Raw genomic sequence first — 20,144 nt, 5'->3', positions numbered from 1 at the left:
CGGCGGTGCAACGCTACCTCGCGCAGCGGCTCCTGCAGCTCGTTCCCGTCCTGCTGGGCGTGTCGGTGCTCGTGTTCTTGATGATCCACCTGGTCCCGGGCGATCCCGCCCAGGTCATGCTTCAGGACTACGGCTCCGCCGAACAGATCGCCGCCTTCCGGCACACGCTGGGGCTGGACCGGCCGCTGCCGGTCCAGTACGGCGTCTTCTTGTGGCGCCTGCTCCACGGCAATCTGGGGCGCTCGATCCACTCCGGCCGTCCGGTGGCCGAGGAAATCGCACTACGCCTGCCCTACACGCTGCGGCTCGCAACCGCCGGCATGGCCGTCGCGATGGCCCTTGGGCTCGCGCTCGGCGTGGTCGCCGCGCTTCATCACCGGCGGCTCCTGGATTACGCGTCGATGGTCCTGGCGCTGGCCGGAATCTCGCTGCCGAGCTTCTGGTTTGGACTCGTGCTGATCCTGGTGTTTTCTTACTATCTGCGCTGGCTGCCCGCGGCGGGGGCCGACACCGGCGGGAGTCTTCTCCTGCCCGCCGTGACGCTCGGAACCGAGGCGGCCTCTATCATCGCGCGCCTCACCCGCAGCAGCCTCCTCGAGGTGCTGCGGCAGGAGTTCATCCGCACGGCCCGCGCCAAGGGCGCCGGCGAAACCCGGACCGTGCTGCGGCACGCGCTGAAGAACGCGCTCATCCCGGTGCTTTCAATCGTCGGACTGCAGTTCGCGGGACTGCTCGGCGGCGCCGTGATCATCGAGACGGTCTTTGGCTGGCCGGGCATCGGCCGGCTCGCCGTGGACGCGATCTTCAATCGTGACCTGCCGATGATCCAGGGCATCGTGCTGGTCGCGGCCGTGACCTTCGTCGCCGTCAACCTCTTCGTGGATCTCCTTTATGGCCTTCTCGACCCCCGCATCCGCTACGCCTGAACCCGGGGCCGCGCGGGCCGGGGCGGCACCCGGGGCCGGCCTGCGCTCGCATTATGCGATCGGCGTCCGCCGGCTCGTCCGCCACCGCGGCGCGCTTGCCGGGGCAATCGTCGTCACGGCGTTCCTCATGGGGGCGCTGCTGGCCCCCAAGCTCGCCCTGCACGATCCGGCGGGCGCACAATTCAGCCTCGCCCTCCAACCGCCGACGTGGAGGTTCCCGCTCGGCACGGACTCGTTCGGCCGCGATATCCTCAGCCGTCTCCTCTACGGCGGCCGGATCTCGCTCACGATCGGGGCGATCTCGGTCGCGCTTTCCTTTCTCCTGGGGCTGCCCCTCGGGATCGCCGCCGGATTCTTTGGAGGCCGCGCCGACAATCTGATCATGCGGGTGGTGGATGTCTGGCTGGCGTTTCCGGGGCTGCTGCTCGCGATCGGCATCGTCGCGGTGCTGGGACCGGGAATTCAAAACGTGATGCTCGCGATCGGGATCGCCGGTGTGCCCGGGGTGGCGCGTCTCGTGCGGGGATCCGTTTTGTCGGTCAAGGAAGAAGCCTACGTCGAGGTCGGCCGCGCGGTGGGCGGGAGTGACGTCCACATTATTCGGGCGCACATTCTCCCCAACGTCCTCGCACCCGTCGTCGTGTTGCTCACCCTCCGTCTCGGCACGGCGATTCTCACCGGCGTGGGCCTCAGTTTTCTCGGCCTGGGGGTGCAGCCGCCGGCGCCCGAATGGGGCGCCATGGTCGCGGAGGGCCGGACGTACCTGCGGCAGGCGTGGTGGGTGTCGACGATTCCCGGGGGCGCGATTTTCCTGAGCGTCATGGGTTTCAATCTGCTCGGCGACGGGTTGCGCGACGCACTCGATCCGCGGCTACACTGACCAGAAAGGGGAGAGAGGCTGCCTGGGTCGGATTGACGATCGACTACGCGAGCTTGGCGTGACGGTCCCGCCGCCGCCGAAGCCCGTCGCCAACGACGTTCCCGCGGAGCGCGTGGGGACTCTACTCTGCCTTGCCGGCCAGGTGTCTGGCATGGGAGGTCGTGACTGTTAAGGCGCGCTGGCCACCGATGCGGATGTTGCGCGTGGCCGGGAAGCCGCCCGGGCGAGCGCGGTCAATTGCCTGGCCGCGATCTTGACGGTCGTCGGCGCCGGCACCGCCGTCACCGCGGATCTGGAGCACATGGTGCGGATCGTGGACGGCACCCCGCAGGCTGTGCGCACTCGCGGTCGGGATCGTGAAGGGCACTGCTGCGCACTCTCACGAGCAGGTAGCGATCACACGGCCGAGGCGCATGCTTCGGGGGGACACCATTCGCGAAGATCCTCGAGCAAGGAACGGAGGGGATGACAAGCCGACGACGAACACTCGAATCCCGTTTTGTCCTGACGTCAATCACAGGCGGAAACTTCAGTGCGCATGGCTGCGGCGCTCGTGGGGGCCGACACGGAATGAGCAGAACGTCGGCGCTGCCCGCGGATGCGGTCGAAGGGGCCCGCACCATTGACGCGACCCGGCCCGCCCGGCCGGAGGTACCGTGGAGGCGGATAGGCCTGCCTGTGGTATTGCTCGTGCTCGGTGCCGTGTTCTCGCTCGTCAACCACAACTTCCTGACGGTGACGAATCTGAGTAACGTCGCCCGCCAGTACTCCCCGCTCGCGCTCATTAGCATCGGGCAGACTTTTGTCATCATCAACGGCGGCATCGACCTATCGGTGGGCGCGCTCATGGCTCTCATCAGTGTGTGCACAGCGCTGGCGATGCTGGCATGGGGCTTCCTGCCAGGGATGCTGGCCGGTCTCGCCCTGGGCACCGGCGTAGGGACTGTGAACGGGATGCTCGTCGCGCGCACGCCAATCCCACCCTTCATCGTAACGCTCGGGGCGCTGTCGATCGCCCGCGGGTCCGCGTTTACAATCAGCGGTGGCCAGCCGATCTCAGGTCTCCCAACCCCGTTGCTCTGGCTGGGGTCCGGGACCCTGGGCCCCGTGCCGGTCCCGGCCGCCGTCGCGATTGCCGCCTTTCTCGTCGCCCACATCGTGTTTACCGAAACGCCGTTTGGCTTCAACACGCTGGCCATCGGCGGGAACGAGGAGGCGTCGCGGCTCAGCGGGGTCCCGGTGGCGTGGCATAAGGGAATGGCTTACGCGCTGTCGGGCTTTCTTGCGGCCTGTGCCGGCCTGATCCTCACCGCTCGAACGTTCTCCGGTCAACCGACCATCGGCGAGAGTCAGGAGCTGTATGCGATTGCCGCGGTGGTGATCGGGGGGACGCGGCTTGGCGGGGGAGAGGGAAGCGTCGTACAGACGTTCCTCGGCGTGCTCATCATTGCGATCCTGGGAAACGGGCTCAACCTCCTGAATGTGTCCTCGTTCATCCAGATGATCCTGATCGGGCTGATCATCGTGCTCGCCGTCGGCACCGATTTCGTCCGCGAGCGCCGCGCATGAGCTCCATCATGGAGGAGAAGGGAGGATCACCGGTATGCGACACCTGAGGGTCCTGGCGGGACTTGTCGTGCTGGTGTTCGGAATCGCCGGCCTCGGATGGGCGGCCCCATCGCTCGACGCGCCATACGCGCGCCCGCCCAAACCGGCCAAGGCCTACCGGCTCGGCGTGCTTATCACTCAACTCGCCAACCCGCACTTCATCGGCATGGCTTACGGGATTCAGGACGAAGCCCGCGCGCTCGGCGCCTCGATTCTCCTCCACGACGCCGGCGGTTACCAGTTCCTCGACAGACAGATAGCCCAGATGGAAGACTTGATTGCGAACAAAGTGGATGCCATCCTGCTGGTCGCCGTGTCCGGTCCGGGCACGGTCCCGGTAGTAGAGAAGGCCTACGCGGCCCGCATCCCGGTCATCAATATCAACGTCATGACGGACAGTCCGCATGTGGCGACCCGGATCCGCTCCGACGACAAGTTCCTCGGGCGCAAGGAAGGCGAACTCATGGCCCAGGTCCTCGGGGGAAAGGGCAACGTCGTGATGTTGAAAGCGGCGGCGGGAGCCTCGCCGTTCGAGCTGCGCTCCGCGGGATTCAAGGAGTATATTCGGGCCAACACTTCGATCAAGATCCTCGGCGAGCAGAACTCGGTGAATACCCCGGACCAAGGGCTCAAGCTGATGGAGGACTTCATGCAGACCTTTCCGCAGATCGACGGGGTAATGTGCGCGGCCGACTTCCTCGCGATCGGCGCTGCGCAGGGGATTCGCGCGGCGGGCAAGGCCGGCAAGATCAAGATCGTCACGGTCGACCTGCAGCCCGACGCGGAGAAGCTGCTGCGGGACGGACTCCTCACCGGCGCAATCGTCCAGACCGCGCAGATCATGGGTAGGTGGGGCGTGAGGGCGGCGATCAACATCCTGTCGGGCCGGACGGTACCCACGCAACTCTACACACCGTACTTCGTCGTGACAAAGCAGAATGTGGACCAGGTGGACTTCACCCTCGAGCGGGGCCCGGTTGGCTGGAAGCCGTGACGGGGATGCGGTGACGAGCCCGCCGCCACGCCAAAAGGGAAGGCCGGTGAGCACCCCGCTCGTCCAGATGCACCAGATCGAGAAGCGCTTCGGCGCCGTTCGGGCGCTCGCGGGGGCGGCGTCTTTGCGCCGCAGGTACGCGGTCTGCTCAGGTTTCGAAATAGCGCGCCCGGTCGAGATCGGGAATTAGCGCAGCCTGTCTTGGGCGATGCCGGTCCACGCTCGGCCCGGCTCATAGCCGTTCCGGTAAGCCCCGCGGTGGCGGACGTAGCGATCCCGTCCGAGAAAATCCGTGGCCTCCTCCTCAAGCAACTCCTGTGCCAACCGCTCACGCATCGCTTATCCCAACACAATGCGGACTTGATGTTCCGCGCCATCGTTGGCAAGCGGTATGGTTGCAGAACCCACCAGGCGCTCGCCATCCAGTTCAGCCAGAATAACACCTCGGCAAACGCTGGACGGGTTTTCCACCTGGACGTTGTAGATTGCCGAATGATACCGAAAACGGACGGAGTACCGGGGCCAGATTCGCGGGATGCAAGGATCGATTGAGAACGTTGTTCCGCGCACGCGAAAACCCAGCATCCACTCGATCGCCGCGCGATAGAGCCATCCGGCTGATCCGGTATACCAGGTCCAGCCGCCGCGCCCCACGTGCGGGGGTTCGGAATACACATCGGCGGCCGCCACGTAGGGCTCCACTTTGTACCGCTGCACGGTCGCTCGCGAGACGCCGCGATTAATCGGGTTCAGCATGCCGAACAACTCAGCCGCCTTGTCTCCGTCGCCCAGTGCCGCAAAGGCCAGCACGGTCCACACGGCAGCGTGCGTGTATTGCCCGCCGTTTTCGCGGATGCCGGGCACATACCCGCTGATGTAGCCCGGGTCGTGCGCCGTCCGGTCAAAGGGCGGCGTGAGCAACAGCACAAGCCCCTCCGGCCGCCGCACGAGGATCTGGTCAACCGCGGCCATCGCGCGCGGTCCACGGCCCGGCTCGGCAGCACCACTGATGACGCCCCAGGATTGAGCAATGGAGTCAATCCGACACTCCGTGTTTGTGGCAGAGCCGAGCGGTGTGCCGTCGTCAAAATACGCGCGGCGGTACCACTCGCCGTCCCATCCGTGCCGCTCGAGCGCGGCCTTCAGCGCGCTGACGTGCAGCCGCCAGGTCTCCGCGCGCTGGTGCTCGCCCCGCGCATCCGCGATCTTGGCAAACTCCCAGAGAATCGTATGCAGGAACCACCCCAGCCACACGCTCTCTCCCTTGCCTTGCGGCCCGACGCGGTTCAAGCTGTCGTTCCAATCTCCCGTCCCAATCAGCGGGAGCCCATGACTTCCCACCGCGAGGCTCCGATCGAGCGCACGCGCGCAGTGTTCAAAGAGTGTACCGGTGGTTTCCGAGATCCGCGGTTGGAAGTAAGATTCGTTCTGTCCCTGAGCGAGCGCTTCGCCTTCCAGGAACGGTACGACTTCGTCGAGCACGCCGTTATCGCCCGCCACCTCGATGAATTGGAAGACGGCGTATGGAAGCCATAGCAAGTCGTCCGAAATGCGCGTGCGCACTCCGCGTCCCGACGGCGGGTGCCACCAGTGTTGAACATCGCCTTGCGTGAACTGGCGCGCGGCGGCACGCAAGAGGTGTTGATGAGCAACATCGCGTGTAGCCACGGCAAGCGCCATCACATCCTGGAGCTGATCACGGAAGCCATACGCTCCACTCGCTTGATAGAATGCGGCGCGGGCCCAGACCCGACAGGAAAGCGTCTGGTAGAGTAACCAGCGGTTCACGAGGACGTCCATTGCCCGCTCGGGGGTGGCGATCTGGACGGTACCGAGCACGCCGTCCCATCGCCGGGTGACGTCTCGCAAGACCCCGTCGAGGTTTGCGGCGCGATAGCGATTGATCAACTCCCGCGCCTCTTCCCGGCTCTCCCCCTGACCTAGGAAGAACACGATTTCAGCGCGCTCGCCGGGACGCAATTCAAGCTGCGTTTGCATCGCCGCGCACGGATCGAGACCCGCGCCCACCCTTCCGGAAAGCGGTCCACCTCGCTCAAGTGCTGCAGGCCGCTCAGGCACGCCATTCCGACCCAGAAACGCGGTGCGATCGCCCGACCAGGAACTCTGGCGCCCTCCGAGATCGGCAAACGCTATGCGTCCGCCGAACTCGCCGCTCCACGCCCTTCGCGCAAGCAGCGCGCCCGTTTGCGCGTCGAGTTCGGTGACAATGTACGGAGCGGTCGAACTGCGCGAATTCCCGAGTACCCATTCCGCGTATCCGGTCACGGAGAGGCGACGGGAACGCGCCGAATGATTCTGCAGGACGAGACGGGAGATCTTGATCGGGTCTTGCACCGGCACGTACTGCAGCAAATCCGTCAGAATCCCGCGCGAGCCATGCTGGAACCGGCTGTAGCCTTGGCCGTGCCGCGCCACATACGGCGACGATTCATCCCGAACCGGCAGCGGCGTCGGGGTCCAGACTTCGCCAGTTTCCTCATCGCGAATGTAAAGCGCTTCACCGGGCGGATCCGTCACCGGGTCATTCGACCAGGGAGTAAGTTGATTCTCATGGCTATTGAGCGACCACGTGTAGCCAGAGCCGGACTCCGAAACGAGAAACCCGAACGCGGAGTTTGCAATCACATTGACCCACGGGGCAGGCGTGCGCAGGCCTTCCCCGAGCATGATCACATACTCTCGGCCACCGTCCGCGAAGCCGCCGAGGCCGTTGAAGAGCTCGAGCTCGGGGGCATTCAGCGCTACGTCCGCCCTGTTTCCCGGGCGACGCGGCCGCGAAACGGGTCGCGCCGCTGCGTCGGCGCGCTGAGACCGGAGCACTTGCTCAGCCAATGAGCCCTGCCGGCTGAGCAGCACCGCGCGAGCCGCCGTCTGCAACAGCGTGCGTTCCTGCGCCGTCAGCAGGTCTCCCCGCAGGAGAAAAATGTCCCCGTGAATGTCGCTCGGGTCCAACGCCATGCGCTGCCGCCGTGCGCGCACCAGCCCATCCAAGACCCCCTGCAGCTCCTGTTCATACGACGGCGGTCTCTCATTGAGAATGACCAAGTCAACGGACAATCGCTTCAGACGCCAGTACTCATGCGCCCGCAGCAACTGCCTGATGATTCCGACATCTTCCGCCTCGTCGATGCGAACCAGCACGATGGGCAGATCACCCGAAATCCCGTGCGACCAAAGTGCAGAAAGCTCGAGCGCACCGCGGCTCAGCACCTCCGAAGACGGTCGCAAAGCAGGATCCGAGTACAGGATGGCATTGGCCAGCCTCTGGAACAAGTGCGCTTCGTCAGGCGTGATCCCCAGATGATTCAGTTGCACTTGCGCCTGCGTCCAGGCCAACGTCAGCGTGCGTTCGAACGTGCCCGCATCCCGGTACTTGTCCGCCAGGGCCAGCACCTGGTCGCGAGCCGGCGCGACAATCGTGGAGAACACAACGCGCGCGGTCATGCCCGGCCGGATACGCACCGTCCGCCGCAGGCTCATCACAGGGTCGAGGACGGCACCGGCGGTGTTCGACAAAGGCCGCCCGTCGATAATGGAGACGGGCGCGCGCACATGATGCCCGCGTCCGAGGAACCTGACGCGATCCGTCTCGCATTGCAGCTCCCCAACGGAGTCACCGTCCACCACCGCGACATGCGCAACCCAGACCGCGGCCTCTTTATCGGTTTGCCGACGGCGCGTCGCGAGAAGCGCGTCCCCAGCCGATACGAACTCCGTCTCCACAAACAAATTAGAAAACGCGGGGTGCGCCACATCAGCGGCCTGTGGCGCCAGCGAAAGCTCCGCATATGACGTAATTTGAACTTCGCGTGTGCGTACACCGAGATTGGTGATCGATACGCGGCGCAGCTCGGCATCGTCCTCGTCCGACACAACCACCTCGAGCGTGGTAGTCAGTGCACCATCCCGCCGAGTGATTTCGGCACGGTCTTCGGTGAACCGGGCTTCGTAGGCATCTGGAGCGACACCGCTGGGTTGGTAGCCCGCCGACCAAGACTGACCTGTCTGCGCATCGTGAAGAAACATGTAGGTACCCCAGCAGTCCCGCGTCACGTCTTCGCGCCAACGCGTGATCGCGAGATCGCGCCAGCGACTCCACCCCGAGCCCGCCGTCGTTACCATCACTCGGTAGCGTCCGTTCGAAAGGAGATGTGTCCGGGGCACTGCGTCGTACGGGGTAGTGAATCGGCGCACTACTGGCGAAACGTGCTCCCCAATACGCGCCGCCGCGGAGACTTCTTCCGCACGAGGCTGGGCGACCAGCACGTCGCGCGGCGTACGCTCCTGCAATAGCAGCTCGGTCGCCTGCACGATCGGATCTGCGTGGAATCGGGTGCGCATGGCCCCATCGTTGAGCACGTTGGCGAGCGCGACCACCGACATGCCCTGATGGTGTGCCAGGTATGCGCGCACGATCGCGACATGTTCACCTTCGGGCACCCGCGCCCTCGTGTAATCGAGCGCTTCATAAAATCCGTACGTCCCCGTTCCGCCGACCGTGGCAAGGTGCGCAAAGTTCTGCATCGCCTTGCCAGGGTCGATCATGGCCGCGAGTGCGGTTGCGTATGGCGCGATCACAAGATCCTCACTGAGTCCGCGCTTGAGCCCTAATTCCGGCACGCCAAAGCTCGTATATTGGTACGCGAGGTTCAAGTCCCTCGCGTTGTACGCCGACTCCGAGATTCCCCAGGGCACGTGGCGCTCTGCACCGTAGGCAATTTGCCGCCGCACCACCAGTTCGTACGTCTGGCTCAGCAAGCTGCCGCTCGGCGACGCCATTACGAGCACCGGCATGAGATACTCGAACATGGAGCCTGACCACGACATGAGGGCGGACCCGTGGTCCACCGGCGTCAGCGGTCGGCCGAGACGAAACCAGTGTGATGGCGAGATATCGCCTTTGGCGATGGCGATGAAGCTCGTGAGGCGCGCCTCGGAAGCGAGCAGATCGTAACAGTTGGCGTCCAAGGCGCCGTCCGTGACACGATACCCGATGGACACAAGCCGGCGCGTATGATCAAACAGAAAGCCGAAATCCATCTCCCGGAACATAGCCTCGGCCCGCCGTATGATCGCGGTAAGGCGGCGAACGAGCGCGGCGGCATCGTCCGCTGAACGCCGGATGGCTTGCGCCAGGGCATCGACATACGCCAAGGTGTCGGTGGTCGCGGATGATTGGCCGAGCAAGTCTGCGCGGAATGCGGCAAGCTCACGCAGTGCCTCGTCGAATCGCTCCGGAATGTCCGCGAGCGCAGGGAGCGGGTGAAACAGCGACTCGAACGATACCCACTCCGGCGACCGCCCCAGAGCCCGCTCGGCCGTCGCCGTACTCCTGCCCGAATCCAGCCGGATCCACGGAACAAACATCGCCGCGTCCCGCGCGTGGCTCTCAACGCATGCCGTGACGGCATCCGCCCACGCGCACAACTCGGAGTCGGAAGCGTCTCCGCGTTCCTGGGCGAGGGCGTGCGCAATGTCGGCGATGGTGTGAGCCCGGGTCCTTAGCTCGACGAAACGCGCCGCCCACTCGACGGGAGTCACCGGCGCCGGCTGCAGCGAGGTGACCAGTGCCTCGATGGCATTGCTGAGCTGCTTCCGGGTGACGATATGCGTGCGTGGCGTCTCTGCGATCTCGCTGAGCGCTTCGCGCAAGAGCGCAATCGTATCGAGTACACCGGCGAACGCACGCTGTCCCAGAAAGGAGTGCTGGATCAGTTCCCGGCAACCGTTCCCGAGGGCGAGCAGATGTCCGGCCAGGTTGCCGCTGTCCACTGAGGAAACATACTTTGGATCGAGCGGACGAAGTTCGCCCGTGTCGTACCAGTTGTAGAAGTGCCCGCGAAACAATTCGAGCCGGCGCATGGTCTCGAGGGTGGCTTCCAATCGCTCAACGGCGTCCACCGTACCTAGCCAGCCCAGGTCGCGCGCCGCCAACGTGGACAGCAGATACAACCCCATGTTCGTCGGTGACGTTCGATGAGCCACGACTGGCTTCGGGTCCTCCTGGAAATTGTCGGGAGGCAGCGCGTGGTCTGCGGGAGTCACGAATGCCTCGAAAAAACGCCACGTTCGGCGCGCAATCACCCGGAGCACTCGAGCGTTGGCCTCGGAGAGCGGCTCGACCCCGGTGCGCCTCGGAGGGCGACTGATCCACCGTGCGACCGCGGGTGCGGCAATCCAAAGAACGATGAACGGAAGCGCAGCGGCCCGCGCCGGGTGCCGTTCAACGGCGACCATCGCCAGCACCGCCACCGCAAGCACCACGCCGCCGGCCATGCGTGTATAGACTCCAGAGAGCGTCAGATCGCCCCCAGACTTGGTCTGTGTCGCAGTCACCCACTCCAAGAGACGCCGGTGAGTGACAAACATACGAGCCACAGTCCGCAGAATCGCGTCAAGCATCAGCCATGTCTGGGACGCCAACAGCGTCACGGTAATCCCTATCTGGGACGCGCCGACCGAAAGGTCGGTGAGGGCGGCGCGAAAATAGGCGCGCTTGGAGATCCCACGGTGAGGAGGGGTGAATCCGATGAGGGAGGCCAGCAGTGCGGGAATCGCGACCGTCGTCAAGATGAAGGTCGTCCATACCCAGGCGGCAGCCGACGGCAACAGCCAGGCAGTGACCAACGTGAAAAACGCCGCCGGGGCGGACAACGAGCGCCGCAGATTATCGACCATCTTCCAGCGGCCAATCGCGGGAATCGCGACACGTCGCTCTCCTGACGCTGCGCGCCCACGTCCGAAGACCCACGGCAATAGTTGCCAATCGCCGCGCGCCCAGCGATGCTGCCGGGCAGCCGCCACCTCATAGTGCGAGGGAAATTCGTCGAACAGCTCGATGTCTGACGCCAGCGCAACCCGCGCGAAGATGCCTTCGAAGAGATCGTGGCTCAGCAGCGCGTTATCCGGCATCTTGCCCGCCAGGGCTGTCTCAAACGCATCCACGTCGTAGATTCCCTTGCCGGTGTACGAACCTTCTCCGAACAAATCCTGATAGACGTCCGAAACCGCGGAGGCATACGGATCCATGCCGCGCGGGCCAGAAAAGATAATCTGGAACAACGATCCCTCGTGGTCGACCGGCAGCGATGGGGTGATGCGCGGTTGCACAATCCCATAGCCTTCGATGACGCGTCCAGCGCGCGCGCTGATGCTCGGCTGATTGAGTGGATGCGCCATGGTCCCGACCAAACGACGCGCGGCGCCCCGCGGCAGACGCGTGTCCGCATCGAGCGTGATGACGTACCGAACACCCGACGGGGCTTGCACCGGGCGTCCGCCGATCGGCAGAAACGTCGTGTTCGCGCCGCCCCGAAGCACCCGGTTCAGCTCGCGCAGCTTCCCTCGCTTGCGCTCCCACCCCATCCACGTGCCCTCGGCCTCGTTCCAGACACGCTTCCGATGAAAAAGCAAGAAGCGCTCGCCGCCGTCGGAAGTGGGACCGTAGAGTTTGTTGAGCTTCACGACGCCATCCACCGCGACAGCAAGGAGTTCGTCATCGCCGGAGAGGCTCTCGGTCGGCGCGTCCAGCCAGTCAGTGAGCAGCGCAAACCGCAGTTCGTCATCCGGATTCGCCAAGTAGTGGACCTCCAGCCGCTCCACTGACTGTTCGACTTGATGTTGGGTCGTGAGCAACGTGGGCACGACGACCATCGTTCGCAGCTCCTGCGTGACGCCGTTGCGCAACTCCAGCCGCGGCAACACCTGCGGCCTGAGTGAGTGGGTCACGGCTCGGTTGATGAGCGCGATCGCCAGGTCGGAAGCAGGCACGACCGCGAGGAGGCCGAGCAGCACCAGCCCCCACGCCGCGACTCCAGCGTCTCGTTCATGTAGCAGCGGCAACAGCACAATCAGGGCGGCGACGAGGGCGATCGTCCCAAGGTAGCCCGGCACCGCGCTTCGCAAATATAGGCGCAGGAGCCGACCTTGCCACGCGAGGCGGTAACCGAGTTCGCGCTCAAACGCCGGACGCCCCTCAGCAATCAGGTAATAGCCCGCATCCGCACGCCGGTCCTCGCGTGGCGGGCCATCGCCAGGTGGCTCCGGGAGAGCCTGTTTGATACGGCCCACCACACGTCTCACCACCTCGATTTCCGAATGGTGCGATCCTCGCGAGAGGTCCTCGATCGCATGGCGGTACGAATCCCGCGTAGCAAAATCCATCTCGGCGAAGTTGGTTTCGTTTCGCAGCATTTCGTCCGCCAAGCTGACGCTCTCGAAAAATTCGGACCAATCAAAGTCCGTCATCAAACGCATGCTGGTGATGATGTTCCGTACCGTGACGTTCATCGCCGCCTGTGCCTGGTGCCCGGTCCGGACAATTTCGTCAGCCGTGGTCCCCCGCGCAGCCACGCGCTGGTCGAGCCAACGCTGGACAACATCCATCTTCGGGCCGAGATCGCGCAGACGCTGGACCAGCTGTACGATAAAGGTTGTCCCGAGCGGTGTTCCTTCGAAGCGGCGGAGAGCCGCTTCCGCTGAGATGGGAGCGTGTCCGTTTGCGCCAAGCACGCTGTCAACCAGCATGTCGACATCCTGGCGCGCGGTGCGGTTCCGTACGATGCGCTCGGCCAGCCTGCGCAGGTTTTCCACGAGCACGACCCGGAGGCTGATGGCCACGGCCCACAGCTCACCGATGGTGAGCGGCTGCACCCGCTGGTACGCTGTCACAAAACGGCGCAACGTGTCCGGATCGAAACGGCTGTCCGTGTGTGCCACATAGGCCCAGGCCAGACCAAACACGCGTGGATACCCGTGCAAGTAACCCGAGGCGAGCTTCGGAAGTTTGCGGTAGTAGCCGGTCGGCAAATCGTCTTCGATCTCCCGGAGTTGCTGGCCGACGATGTGGAAGTTATCAACCAGCCATTCAGCCGCAGGTACGATCGCATACTCCTCCCGAATCGCTGGAGCAATCACCCGATATGACTCCAGCAGCACGCGGCCGTTCTCTGCGACCCGCGGGGTCAGCGGACGGCCCTGGTTCACATCGTTCGTGACGGTCTGCGCCGCCGCAAGACTCTCGGCGTGCTGCTCCAGCCGCTCCAGGCTGAAAAGCTCCGCCCGGATGGGTTCTTCCAGATCATCGAGCGTGAAGGCTGACGGTTGATCCGTATTCATGATTCATGCTGGCAATGCGGGATTCTGGCACGGGAGATGTTCGCGAGCCGTCGTGCACTGCCGCTGAATGGCACCCGCCCGCCGGCCATTGTGGCACCGGCCGCCACCGGGTGCAACGGATAAAACAGCAGCGTGTGATACCCGTGAAGCTGCACCAACGATACCCCTCTTCCCCGAATGTCTATCGTGGCTTTTGGGTGCCTTCGGAATGTTGGCGGAGTCGCCGCACGAAGCCTCGGAGAAACCAGCGTCTGGTCGGCCGAGGGAGACGCCACCACACTAACATCTTGCGCATTATCCCCGGTTAGTATAACAGGCGCGAGGACAACCGACGACTTCCCAGCCCCGGGTTGAATCGATGCCGTGCACAAGGCCGGATCGGCCGGAAGCACCGAGGCTTCTCGGCCGGCGAAAGGACTCTCGGTGCCGGGAGGAGGATTTTGCGATATCCCCATGGCCGCCACGCCATCGGATCATCACTCCCACATGATCAGCTCTTGACTTCCGAATTGCAATGCATTACGTTGAATTGCAAAAACGAAGTGGAGCGAGATTGTGGAGACCCAACTGACGCTCCGAATGCCTACCGATTTGGCCGTTAGGCTCGAGCGAGTCGCCAAACGCACAAGGCGCAGGCGATCAGAAGTGGCCCGCTTGGCTTTGGAGCAATTCCTGAACCAGGCTGATCTCGGGACGCAGCGCCGGCCGATCGACTTGGTGCGGGACCTGCTGGGAAGCGTAGAGAGCGGCATACCCGACTTGGGGCGGCATCACCGAGACTATCTCCTGAGGCGCCTGCGGCGTGCCCGTTGAGCTTTTGCTCGACACGGGGGCGTTCGTCGCCCTGGTCGACCGCAGCGAGAGAGCGCACCAAGACTGCGTGGCCGTACTGGAGCGATGGGCGGCGGGCCCGGTCCTAACAACGGAAGCCGTTCTCACAGAGGCGCTTTATCTCGTCGGCCCAGCATGGCCATCGCGGAAGGCCTGCTTGGAGTTCTTCCTTCGTGGCGCATTCCTGATGGTACCTTCCTCGCAAGAAAGCCTCCGCCGTGTTGCAGACCTCATGGCGAAGTACCGGGATCTGCCCATGGACTATGCCGACGCCACATTGGTTGCCTTGGCCGAAGAGAGTCAGACCGACCAGGTCTTCACCCTGGATCACCGGGGATTTTCTACCTATCGATTGCATGGAAGGAAACCATTCACCCTAATGCCTTAGCGGCGAGTGCAGTATCGCCAGAACTAGAGATTGGTCAAAATGAGAATTTCATTGGTGCCGGGAAGGGGATTTCGTTTTGACAGACAAGCACAAGTACGGATAGCCTAGGGAGATGTTTCATCCAAATGTCATCGAGCGCAATGGCCGAGCTAATGTCACTTATTTTTGGAATGTCCAGCCATATCGTTCTGCCTCAACCTGCCGCACGAGTTCCAGGTCCCCAGTCTGCTTGGGGAATCGACGTGGCCGCATGATGGCGCAACTGGTGAGGACCGATCTTGTGCAGGAGTTCGGCATGGATGGAGAGGCGGTGCCCCTTTTCGAGGAATTACCCGCCCCTCCTCGAACTTTTGGTCCGGGGCATTCTCGTGTGGCTCTGCGTAGGATAATCTTTGTCTAGACAAGAGCACAGCAGCGTGCGATGGACATTCAGCAGATCTTGACGAGACTCCCGCAGCGTTACCCATTCTTGCTCGTTGATCGCATCTTGGAGATGATACCGGGCGAACGCATCGTCGGGGTCAAGAACGTCTCAATCAACGAGCCGTTCTTCGCGGGCCACTTCCCAGGGAATCCGGTGATGCCCGGGGTCCTCATCGTCGAGGCGATGGTTCAAGTTGCGGCTATCCTCGTGTCATTTCGCCCCGACATCGATGGTCGTCTGATCTACCTCGCGAATCTCGAACGTGTACGGTTTCGCCGAGCGGTGCGCCCCGGTGACCAGCTCATCACGACCGTGGTTGCACTGAGGGGAAAGGGTCCGTTCGGAAAGGCGCAACTGACCGCCACGGTAGAGGGCATGGTCGTGGCCGAGGGGATTGTGACCTACGGGTTGGTCGCGGTTGATGGGGCGACGTCCGCCAACCGGTAGTCTCTTGTTCGATTTGGCCTCAGAAGAGATCGAAGAAAGCCAGACGCTCGCGGATCTGGTTCCTGGAGTTCATTGACGACCCCTCGCCGGCAGGCGTTACATGTCCATGTCCTCCGGGTTGTAGCCGCCTGGGGTGGCCGCCGCCGCATTCTTCTTGCCCTTCTCCACAACGAGTGCCTCGGTCGTGAGGAGCAGGCTCGCAACGCTCGCGGCGTTCTGCAACGCCAGCCGCGTGACCTTGGTCGCGTCAATGATGCCTGCCTTCAGCATGTCGGTATAGCGGTCCTCGGCGACGTCATAGCCGATGCCATGCTTTTCGGACTTAATCCGCTCGACAACAACTGCCCCCTCCATGCCGGCGTTCGCCGCGAGCCACTTGGCTGGTTCCTCGATGGCCCTGCGGACGATGTTGACGCCGCTCTTCTCGTCGGCATCATCGGCGTCCACCTTGTCCAGGGCCTTCGCGATGTTGAGCAAGACCACCCCGCCTCCGGGGACGATCCCCTCCTCGACGGCGGCCTTGCTGGTGTTCAGCGCGTCCTCGAATCGATGCTTCTTCTCCTTGAGCTCGGTCTCGGTCGCAGCGCCGACCTTGATCTGGGCCACCCCGCCGGCGAGCTTGGCGAGGCGCTCCTGCAATTTTTCCTTATCGTAGTCGGAGGTCGTCGTTTCCATCTCCTTCTTGATCTGGGCGATCCGCCCCTGGATGTCCTTCTTGCTTCCCCGTCCCTCAATGATCGTGGTGTCTTCCTTGGCCACGCGCATCTTTGAGGCCCGGCCCAGCATCTCGACCTCGACGTTCTCGAGCTTGATACCGATGTCGTCGTTGATCACCGTGCCGCCGGTGAGGACCGCCATGTCCCCGAGCATCGCCTTGCGGCGGTCCCCGTACCCGGGGGCCTTGATCGCCACACCTGGCATGATACCGCGCAGCTTGTTCACCACCAGCGTGGCCAGAGCTTCGCCGTCGACATCCTCGGCGATGAGCACGAGCGGCTTGCCGAACCGTATTAGCTTCTCCATGACCGGGACGATGTCTTTGACCGCGCTGATCTTCTTCTCGGTCAGGAGGATGTACGGATCCTCAATGACCGCTTCCATCTTGTCGGCGTCAGTGATCATGTACGGGGAGATATAGCCGCGGTCGAACTGCATGCCCTCGACGACCTCGACCATGGTCTCAACACCCTTCGATTCCTCGATCGTTATCACGCCATCCTTGCCGACCTTGTCCATCGCCTCAGCGATGATCCGCCCGATCTCGGGGTCGTTCCCGGCGATGCCGGCGACGTGGGCGATATGCTCCTTGCCCTCGAGCGGCACGCTGATCTTCTTGAGTGCGTCCACGAGGGCGTCCACGGCCTTGTCGATTCCATGCTTCACGATCATGGGGTTGGCGCCCGCCGCGACGTTCTTCAGGCCCTCCTTAACGATCGCGTGCGCGAGCACGGTGGCCGTGGTCGTGCCGTCCCCGGCAGCGTCGTTGGTCCTGCTCGCCACCTCTTTGACGAGCTGCGCGCCCATGTTTTCGTAGGGATCTTCGAGCTCGATTTCCTTGGCGACAGTCACGCCATCCTTTGTGATCGTTGGCGAGCCCCATTTCTTCTCCAGAACGACATTGCGGCCCTTCGGGCCGAGCGTCACACGGACGGCGCTCGCGACCTTCTCGACGCCGCGCTCCAGGGCCTTTCGGGCATCCTCATGGTACAGCAATAGTTTGGCAGGCATGCGACAACCTCCTCAATCAAAAGTTCCTCGCTCCCGTCTCACTGCGGGGCCGTTTAGCCGACCGACCCTCCATTGCAAACTGGATCAGCCGGTTCAGCTCCGCGGCTGTACGCCATCGGCAACTCGCGTGAGATCGGCTCGACAATTCCCGGACGATCATGTTCGTCGCCTCATTCTGGTTGATCCCGCGGCTCATGAGATAGAACAGCTGCTCGTCCGAGACCTTGACCACGGTCGCCTCCGTGGGTCACCTGGACGTCCGTTTCGTCGATCGCCATCGTCGGACACGTGTCCGACCGCGAGCGGTCGTCGAGGATCAGCGCGTCGCTGCGGCCGGCACACTTGATGCCCTTGGCGCCCGGATAGATCTTCACGAGGCCCTGGTGCCCGGCCCGGCCGAGTGCCTCGCCCGACGCCCTGGCCCGCGCTGTGAACCTACGGGCGGAGATGATTTCCATTGTCCACCTGGGCTGCGGCCGGATCGCATCGTACCCGACCCAGACAAGCTCGTCGACCAGCCGGGGCGACGCAGGACGAGCGGCGCTGATCAGGCACCAGCCGTGCCAGAAGGAACGCTGCTTACACTCCCCCGACGGCATGGCATATGCCACTCGACCTCTACCTTGACCGTCGTATCCCTGGCTCGGTCCGACTTTGGCGTCTTACTTTGCTCAGGGCGACCGATCCTGGCGCACCAAGTAGTCGCGGCCGCGCTCCGTGATCACGGCCTGCCCCAATCCGCTCCGAACTCGCTTCCACGTCGCCAACCCGTAATCGGCGCAGTAGAGAAGATGGCGTTCCACGTCCTCCCGCACGAGGCCAAGATGCTCACCCAGGACGGAGCTGTTCGCGCCGTCCGGCTGATCCCGTAACGCAGCCAATACCCGGTTCCGTTCGGTGTCGATCGCCATGGTCATCCTCCTCAACACTGGCTCTGGTCGCATAGGCTGCGATCGGGTGCCTTCTCCTCCGAGGAGCCGACCGGGTGCCGGGGACATGGCCGCGGGCGTAAGGAAGGGGAAAGCACTCTCAGTGTACGCTTGTTTGAGCGGAGAAGCGAAGCCGGCAAGGGGCCTCATCGGTCCAGATCTGGGGCTTTACCTGTACTGGCGGCCTGCTTCCATCCCTCCAGCCTACGCCAGAAGCATGCCCCGCAGCCCCGCGAGGCCGCACGAAGGTGGCGGGCGATTTTCGAGGCAAGCACATGGGAACTGCCGTCGGTGCCAACAGGCACGACCAGCGCCGAGAGATGCCCGGTCTCAAAAGGGAAACGGTAGCCCGGCAGAGGCCGAAGGCGCTGCGAGGAGGCCGGTCCCACGAAGGCGAAGGGACTGCAGGGTCGGAGGGAAGCCACCATGGGATCTGGGTTCGCAGTCGCGGTCGTCATCGTCGCCGTGCTCTTGGCGTATAACGGGATCAAGATTGTCCGCGAGTACCAGCGCCTGGTGGTGTTCCGCCTAGGCCGCAGCTTCGGCCCGAAGGGTCCGGGGATCGTCTACCTGATCCCGATCGTCGACAAGGCGGTGTGGGTAGACCTCCGGGAGGCGTTCCTCGAGATCCCCGCGCAGACCTGCATCACCAAGGACAACGCGCCGATCTCCATTGATTTCCTGATCTACTGGAAGGTGTTCGACCCGCAGCTCACCGTCATCCAGGTGGGCAACTTCGCCGGCGCCGCCCAGGGGATCGCCACGACCGGGCTGCGCGCGGTGATCGGCGACCTCAGCCTCGACGAGGCCCTGACCCAGCGCGACCGGATCAATCACGCCATGCGCGCCAAGCTCGACGAGGTCACGGAGCGGTGGGGGGTCAAGGTGACCACCGTGGAGATCCGCGAGATCACGCCTCCCAAGGACGTCCAGGATGCGATGACGCGGCAGATGTCCGCCGAACGGAGCCGGCGCGCGCTCGTCACGGAGGCCGACGGGAAGAAACAGGCCGCCATCACCATCGCCGAGGGAGAAAAGCAGTCGGCCATCCTAAAGGCCGAGGGCGACCGTCAGGCCGCGATCCTCCGGGCGGAGGGGTTCTCGCTTGCGCTCGACAGGATCTTCAGCATCGCCAAGACCGTGGACACCAATACGATGAGCCTCCAGTACCTGGAGGCCCTGAAAGCGCTCGGAGCGGGCCCGGCCACGAAGTTCGTGTTCCCGATGGAGTTCACCAAACTGCTCGAGCCGTTCATGGGTGGGGTGCGCGGGATTCCGCCGGAGAGGACGCCATAACCGTTCCGACGTGCTGCCGGCGAGCAACGCGGCCCACGGTGTCTGGGCGGGCGCCGCATCGCCAAGGGTGCCTTCCGCTGCCGCGGTGACCACATAGAGGCCATCGTAGAAGATGTTCCAGGGTCGGCCTCGCATCGCAACTTGCAGATCTTGCTCAAGCCGGAGAAAATCGAGCAGATCAAGCGCAGCGCTTAGGCCTGGACATGAGATCAAGACGTGGGGCGAGACCGGCGTCGACCGCCTCCCCGCTCATTGCCGACATGGTTTATCTTGACGGCGCCCGCCGCGTCGGGGGAAGTTCGCGGAAACCTACCAGCCCTGCTGGACCGTGGAAGTTGCCAAACCAGGAACCGGGATGGTGCCGGGAGGGGATTTTGCGATTACCCCCATGGCCGCGGGCCGCGCGGATCGTCACGTAGCGGACGCGTCCAAGGCCCGCCTATTGGGCCTTCCTGAACGCTTCCAACCGCGGCATCAAGTCCCGCAGTACCTCGGCCCACGCCAAGGTGGAAAGGAAATGCACCGCGGCGCCGCGAGCGCGCCGGCCGGCCTCAT

Annotated in this window: 13 protein-coding genes and 1 pseudogene; 7 read left to right on the top strand and 7 right to left on the bottom strand. The window is 63.9% G+C overall.

Translation table 11 applies throughout. The features are described from left to right. The first annotated feature begins 5 nt into the window (after positions 1-5). Positions 6-926 carry a nickel ABC transporter permease gene (gene nikB / locus VGZ23_12030; protein ID HEV2358319.1) on the top strand — a complete coding sequence of 307 codons (921 nt, stop codon included), beginning with the start codon at positions 6-8 and terminating at the stop codon, positions 924-926. Continuing rightward, positions 892-1,806, top strand: coding sequence for an ABC transporter permease (locus tag VGZ23_12025; protein ID HEV2358318.1), 915 nt, complete (start codon positions 892-894; stop codon positions 1,804-1,806). The genes nikB and VGZ23_12025 overlap by 35 nt, the downstream gene beginning before the upstream one ends. A gap of 121 nt (positions 1,807-1,927) precedes the next feature. Here VGZ23_12025 and VGZ23_12020 read toward each other — a convergent pair whose 3' ends face one another. Then, a complete protein-coding gene (locus tag VGZ23_12020; protein HEV2358317.1) occupies positions 1,928-2,173 on the bottom strand; it encodes a hypothetical protein in 246 nt (81 codons plus the stop codon). Positions 2,174-2,376: 203 nt separating this feature from the next. Between VGZ23_12020 and VGZ23_12015 the strand changes: the two genes are divergently transcribed. Together VGZ23_12015 and VGZ23_12010 are read left to right on the top strand one after the other, a co-directional pair. Continuing rightward, positions 2,377-3,375, top strand: coding sequence for an ABC transporter permease (locus VGZ23_12015; GenBank protein ID HEV2358316.1), 999 nt, complete (start codon positions 2,377-2,379; stop codon positions 3,373-3,375). 34 nt (positions 3,376-3,409) lie between these two features. Further along, positions 3,410-4,408, top strand: a complete 999-nt coding sequence (locus VGZ23_12010) for a sugar ABC transporter substrate-binding protein (protein ID HEV2358315.1) — start codon at positions 3,410-3,412, stop codon at positions 4,406-4,408. Positions 4,409-4,594: 186 nt separating this feature from the next. On the opposite strand, the gene VGZ23_12005 is transcribed toward VGZ23_12010, so the two are convergent. From VGZ23_12005 to VGZ23_11995, 3 genes are all read right to left on the bottom strand, one after another. After that, positions 4,595-4,744: a hypothetical protein gene (locus VGZ23_12005; protein HEV2358314.1), complete on the bottom strand. Its 150-nt coding sequence runs from the start codon at positions 4,742-4,744 to the stop codon at positions 4,595-4,597. Between the two features lie 3 nt (positions 4,745-4,747). After that, entirely contained in the window at positions 4,748-13,546 is an 8,799-nt protein-coding gene (locus VGZ23_12000; protein ID HEV2358313.1) for a glucoamylase family protein, read from the bottom strand. 639 nt (positions 13,547-14,185) lie between these two features. Next, the gene (locus VGZ23_11995; GenBank protein HEV2358312.1) at positions 14,186-14,320 is read right to left on the bottom strand and encodes a hypothetical protein; all 135 of its coding nucleotides are present in this window, start codon (positions 14,318-14,320) and stop codon (positions 14,186-14,188) included. Positions 14,321-14,348: 28 nt separating this feature from the next. On the opposite strand from VGZ23_11995, the gene VGZ23_11990 reads away from it, so the two are divergent. Both VGZ23_11990 and fabZ read left to right on the top strand, forming a co-directional pair. Continuing rightward, the gene (locus VGZ23_11990; GenBank protein ID HEV2358311.1) at positions 14,349-14,765 is read left to right on the top strand and encodes a PIN domain-containing protein; all 417 of its coding nucleotides are present in this window, start codon (positions 14,349-14,351) and stop codon (positions 14,763-14,765) included. A 421-nt stretch (positions 14,766-15,186) separates the two neighbouring features. Beyond that, the gene (gene fabZ / locus VGZ23_11985; GenBank protein ID HEV2358310.1) at positions 15,187-15,636 is read left to right on the top strand and encodes a 3-hydroxyacyl-ACP dehydratase FabZ; all 450 of its coding nucleotides are present in this window, start codon (positions 15,187-15,189) and stop codon (positions 15,634-15,636) included. 96 nt (positions 15,637-15,732) lie between these two features. On the opposite strand, the gene groL is transcribed toward fabZ, so the two are convergent. The 3 genes and pseudogenes from groL to VGZ23_11970 all read right to left on the bottom strand — a co-directional run bounded on the left by groL (position 15,733) and on the right by VGZ23_11970 (position 18,275). Continuing rightward, on the bottom strand, positions 15,733-17,364 hold the full coding sequence (gene groL, locus VGZ23_11980; protein ID HEV2358309.1) for a chaperonin GroEL: 1,632 nt from the start codon (positions 17,362-17,364) through the stop codon (positions 15,733-15,735). Between the two features lie 16 nt (positions 17,365-17,380). Further along, positions 17,381-17,822 (bottom strand): annotated as a pseudogene (locus VGZ23_11975) (SufD family Fe-S cluster assembly protein). 213 nt (positions 17,823-18,035) lie between these two features. Further along, the gene (locus VGZ23_11970; protein ID HEV2358308.1) at positions 18,036-18,275 is read right to left on the bottom strand and encodes a hypothetical protein; all 240 of its coding nucleotides are present in this window, start codon (positions 18,273-18,275) and stop codon (positions 18,036-18,038) included. A 444-nt stretch (positions 18,276-18,719) separates the two neighbouring features. Here VGZ23_11970 and VGZ23_11965 point away from each other — a divergent pair, with 444 nt between their 5' ends. Then, a complete protein-coding gene (locus VGZ23_11965) occupies positions 18,720-19,589 on the top strand; it encodes an SPFH domain-containing protein (protein HEV2358307.1) in 870 nt (289 codons plus the stop codon). Positions 19,590-20,144: the final 555 nt, after the last annotated feature.

Source organism: bacterium (assembly GCA_035945995.1).
In the GTDB taxonomy this organism is placed as follows: Bacteria; Sysuimicrobiota; Sysuimicrobiia; order Sysuimicrobiales; family Segetimicrobiaceae; genus DASSJF01.
Note: the sequence above shows the minus strand (reverse complement) of the source record. Positions and strands in the feature narration are given on the sequence as shown.

Excerpts from the sequence above, each read along its gene's own strand:
- fabZ (HEV2358310.1), top strand. The coding sequence starts at position 15,187 with ATGGACATTCAGCAGATCTTGACGAGACTCCCGCAGCGTTACCCATTC.
- VGZ23_12000 (HEV2358313.1), bottom strand. The coding sequence starts at position 13,546 with ATGAATACGGATCAACCGTCAGCCTTCACGCTCGATGATCTGGAAGAA.
- VGZ23_12005 (HEV2358314.1), bottom strand. The coding sequence starts at position 4,744 with ATGCGTGAGCGGTTGGCACAGGAGTTGCTTGAGGAGGAGGCCACGGAT.
- groL (HEV2358309.1), bottom strand. The coding sequence starts at position 17,364 with ATGCCTGCCAAACTATTGCTGTACCATGAGGATGCCCGAAAGGCCCTG.
- VGZ23_11965 (HEV2358307.1), top strand. The coding sequence starts at position 18,720 with ATGGGATCTGGGTTCGCAGTCGCGGTCGTCATCGTCGCCGTGCTCTTG.
- VGZ23_12015 (HEV2358316.1), top strand. The coding sequence starts at position 2,377 with ATGAGCAGAACGTCGGCGCTGCCCGCGGATGCGGTCGAAGGGGCCCGC.
- VGZ23_12025 (HEV2358318.1), top strand. The coding sequence starts at position 892 with ATGGCCTTCTCGACCCCCGCATCCGCTACGCCTGAACCCGGGGCCGCG.
- VGZ23_12010 (HEV2358315.1), top strand. The coding sequence starts at position 3,410 with ATGCGACACCTGAGGGTCCTGGCGGGACTTGTCGTGCTGGTGTTCGGA.
- VGZ23_11970 (HEV2358308.1), bottom strand. The coding sequence starts at position 18,275 with ATGGCGATCGACACCGAACGGAACCGGGTATTGGCTGCGTTACGGGAT.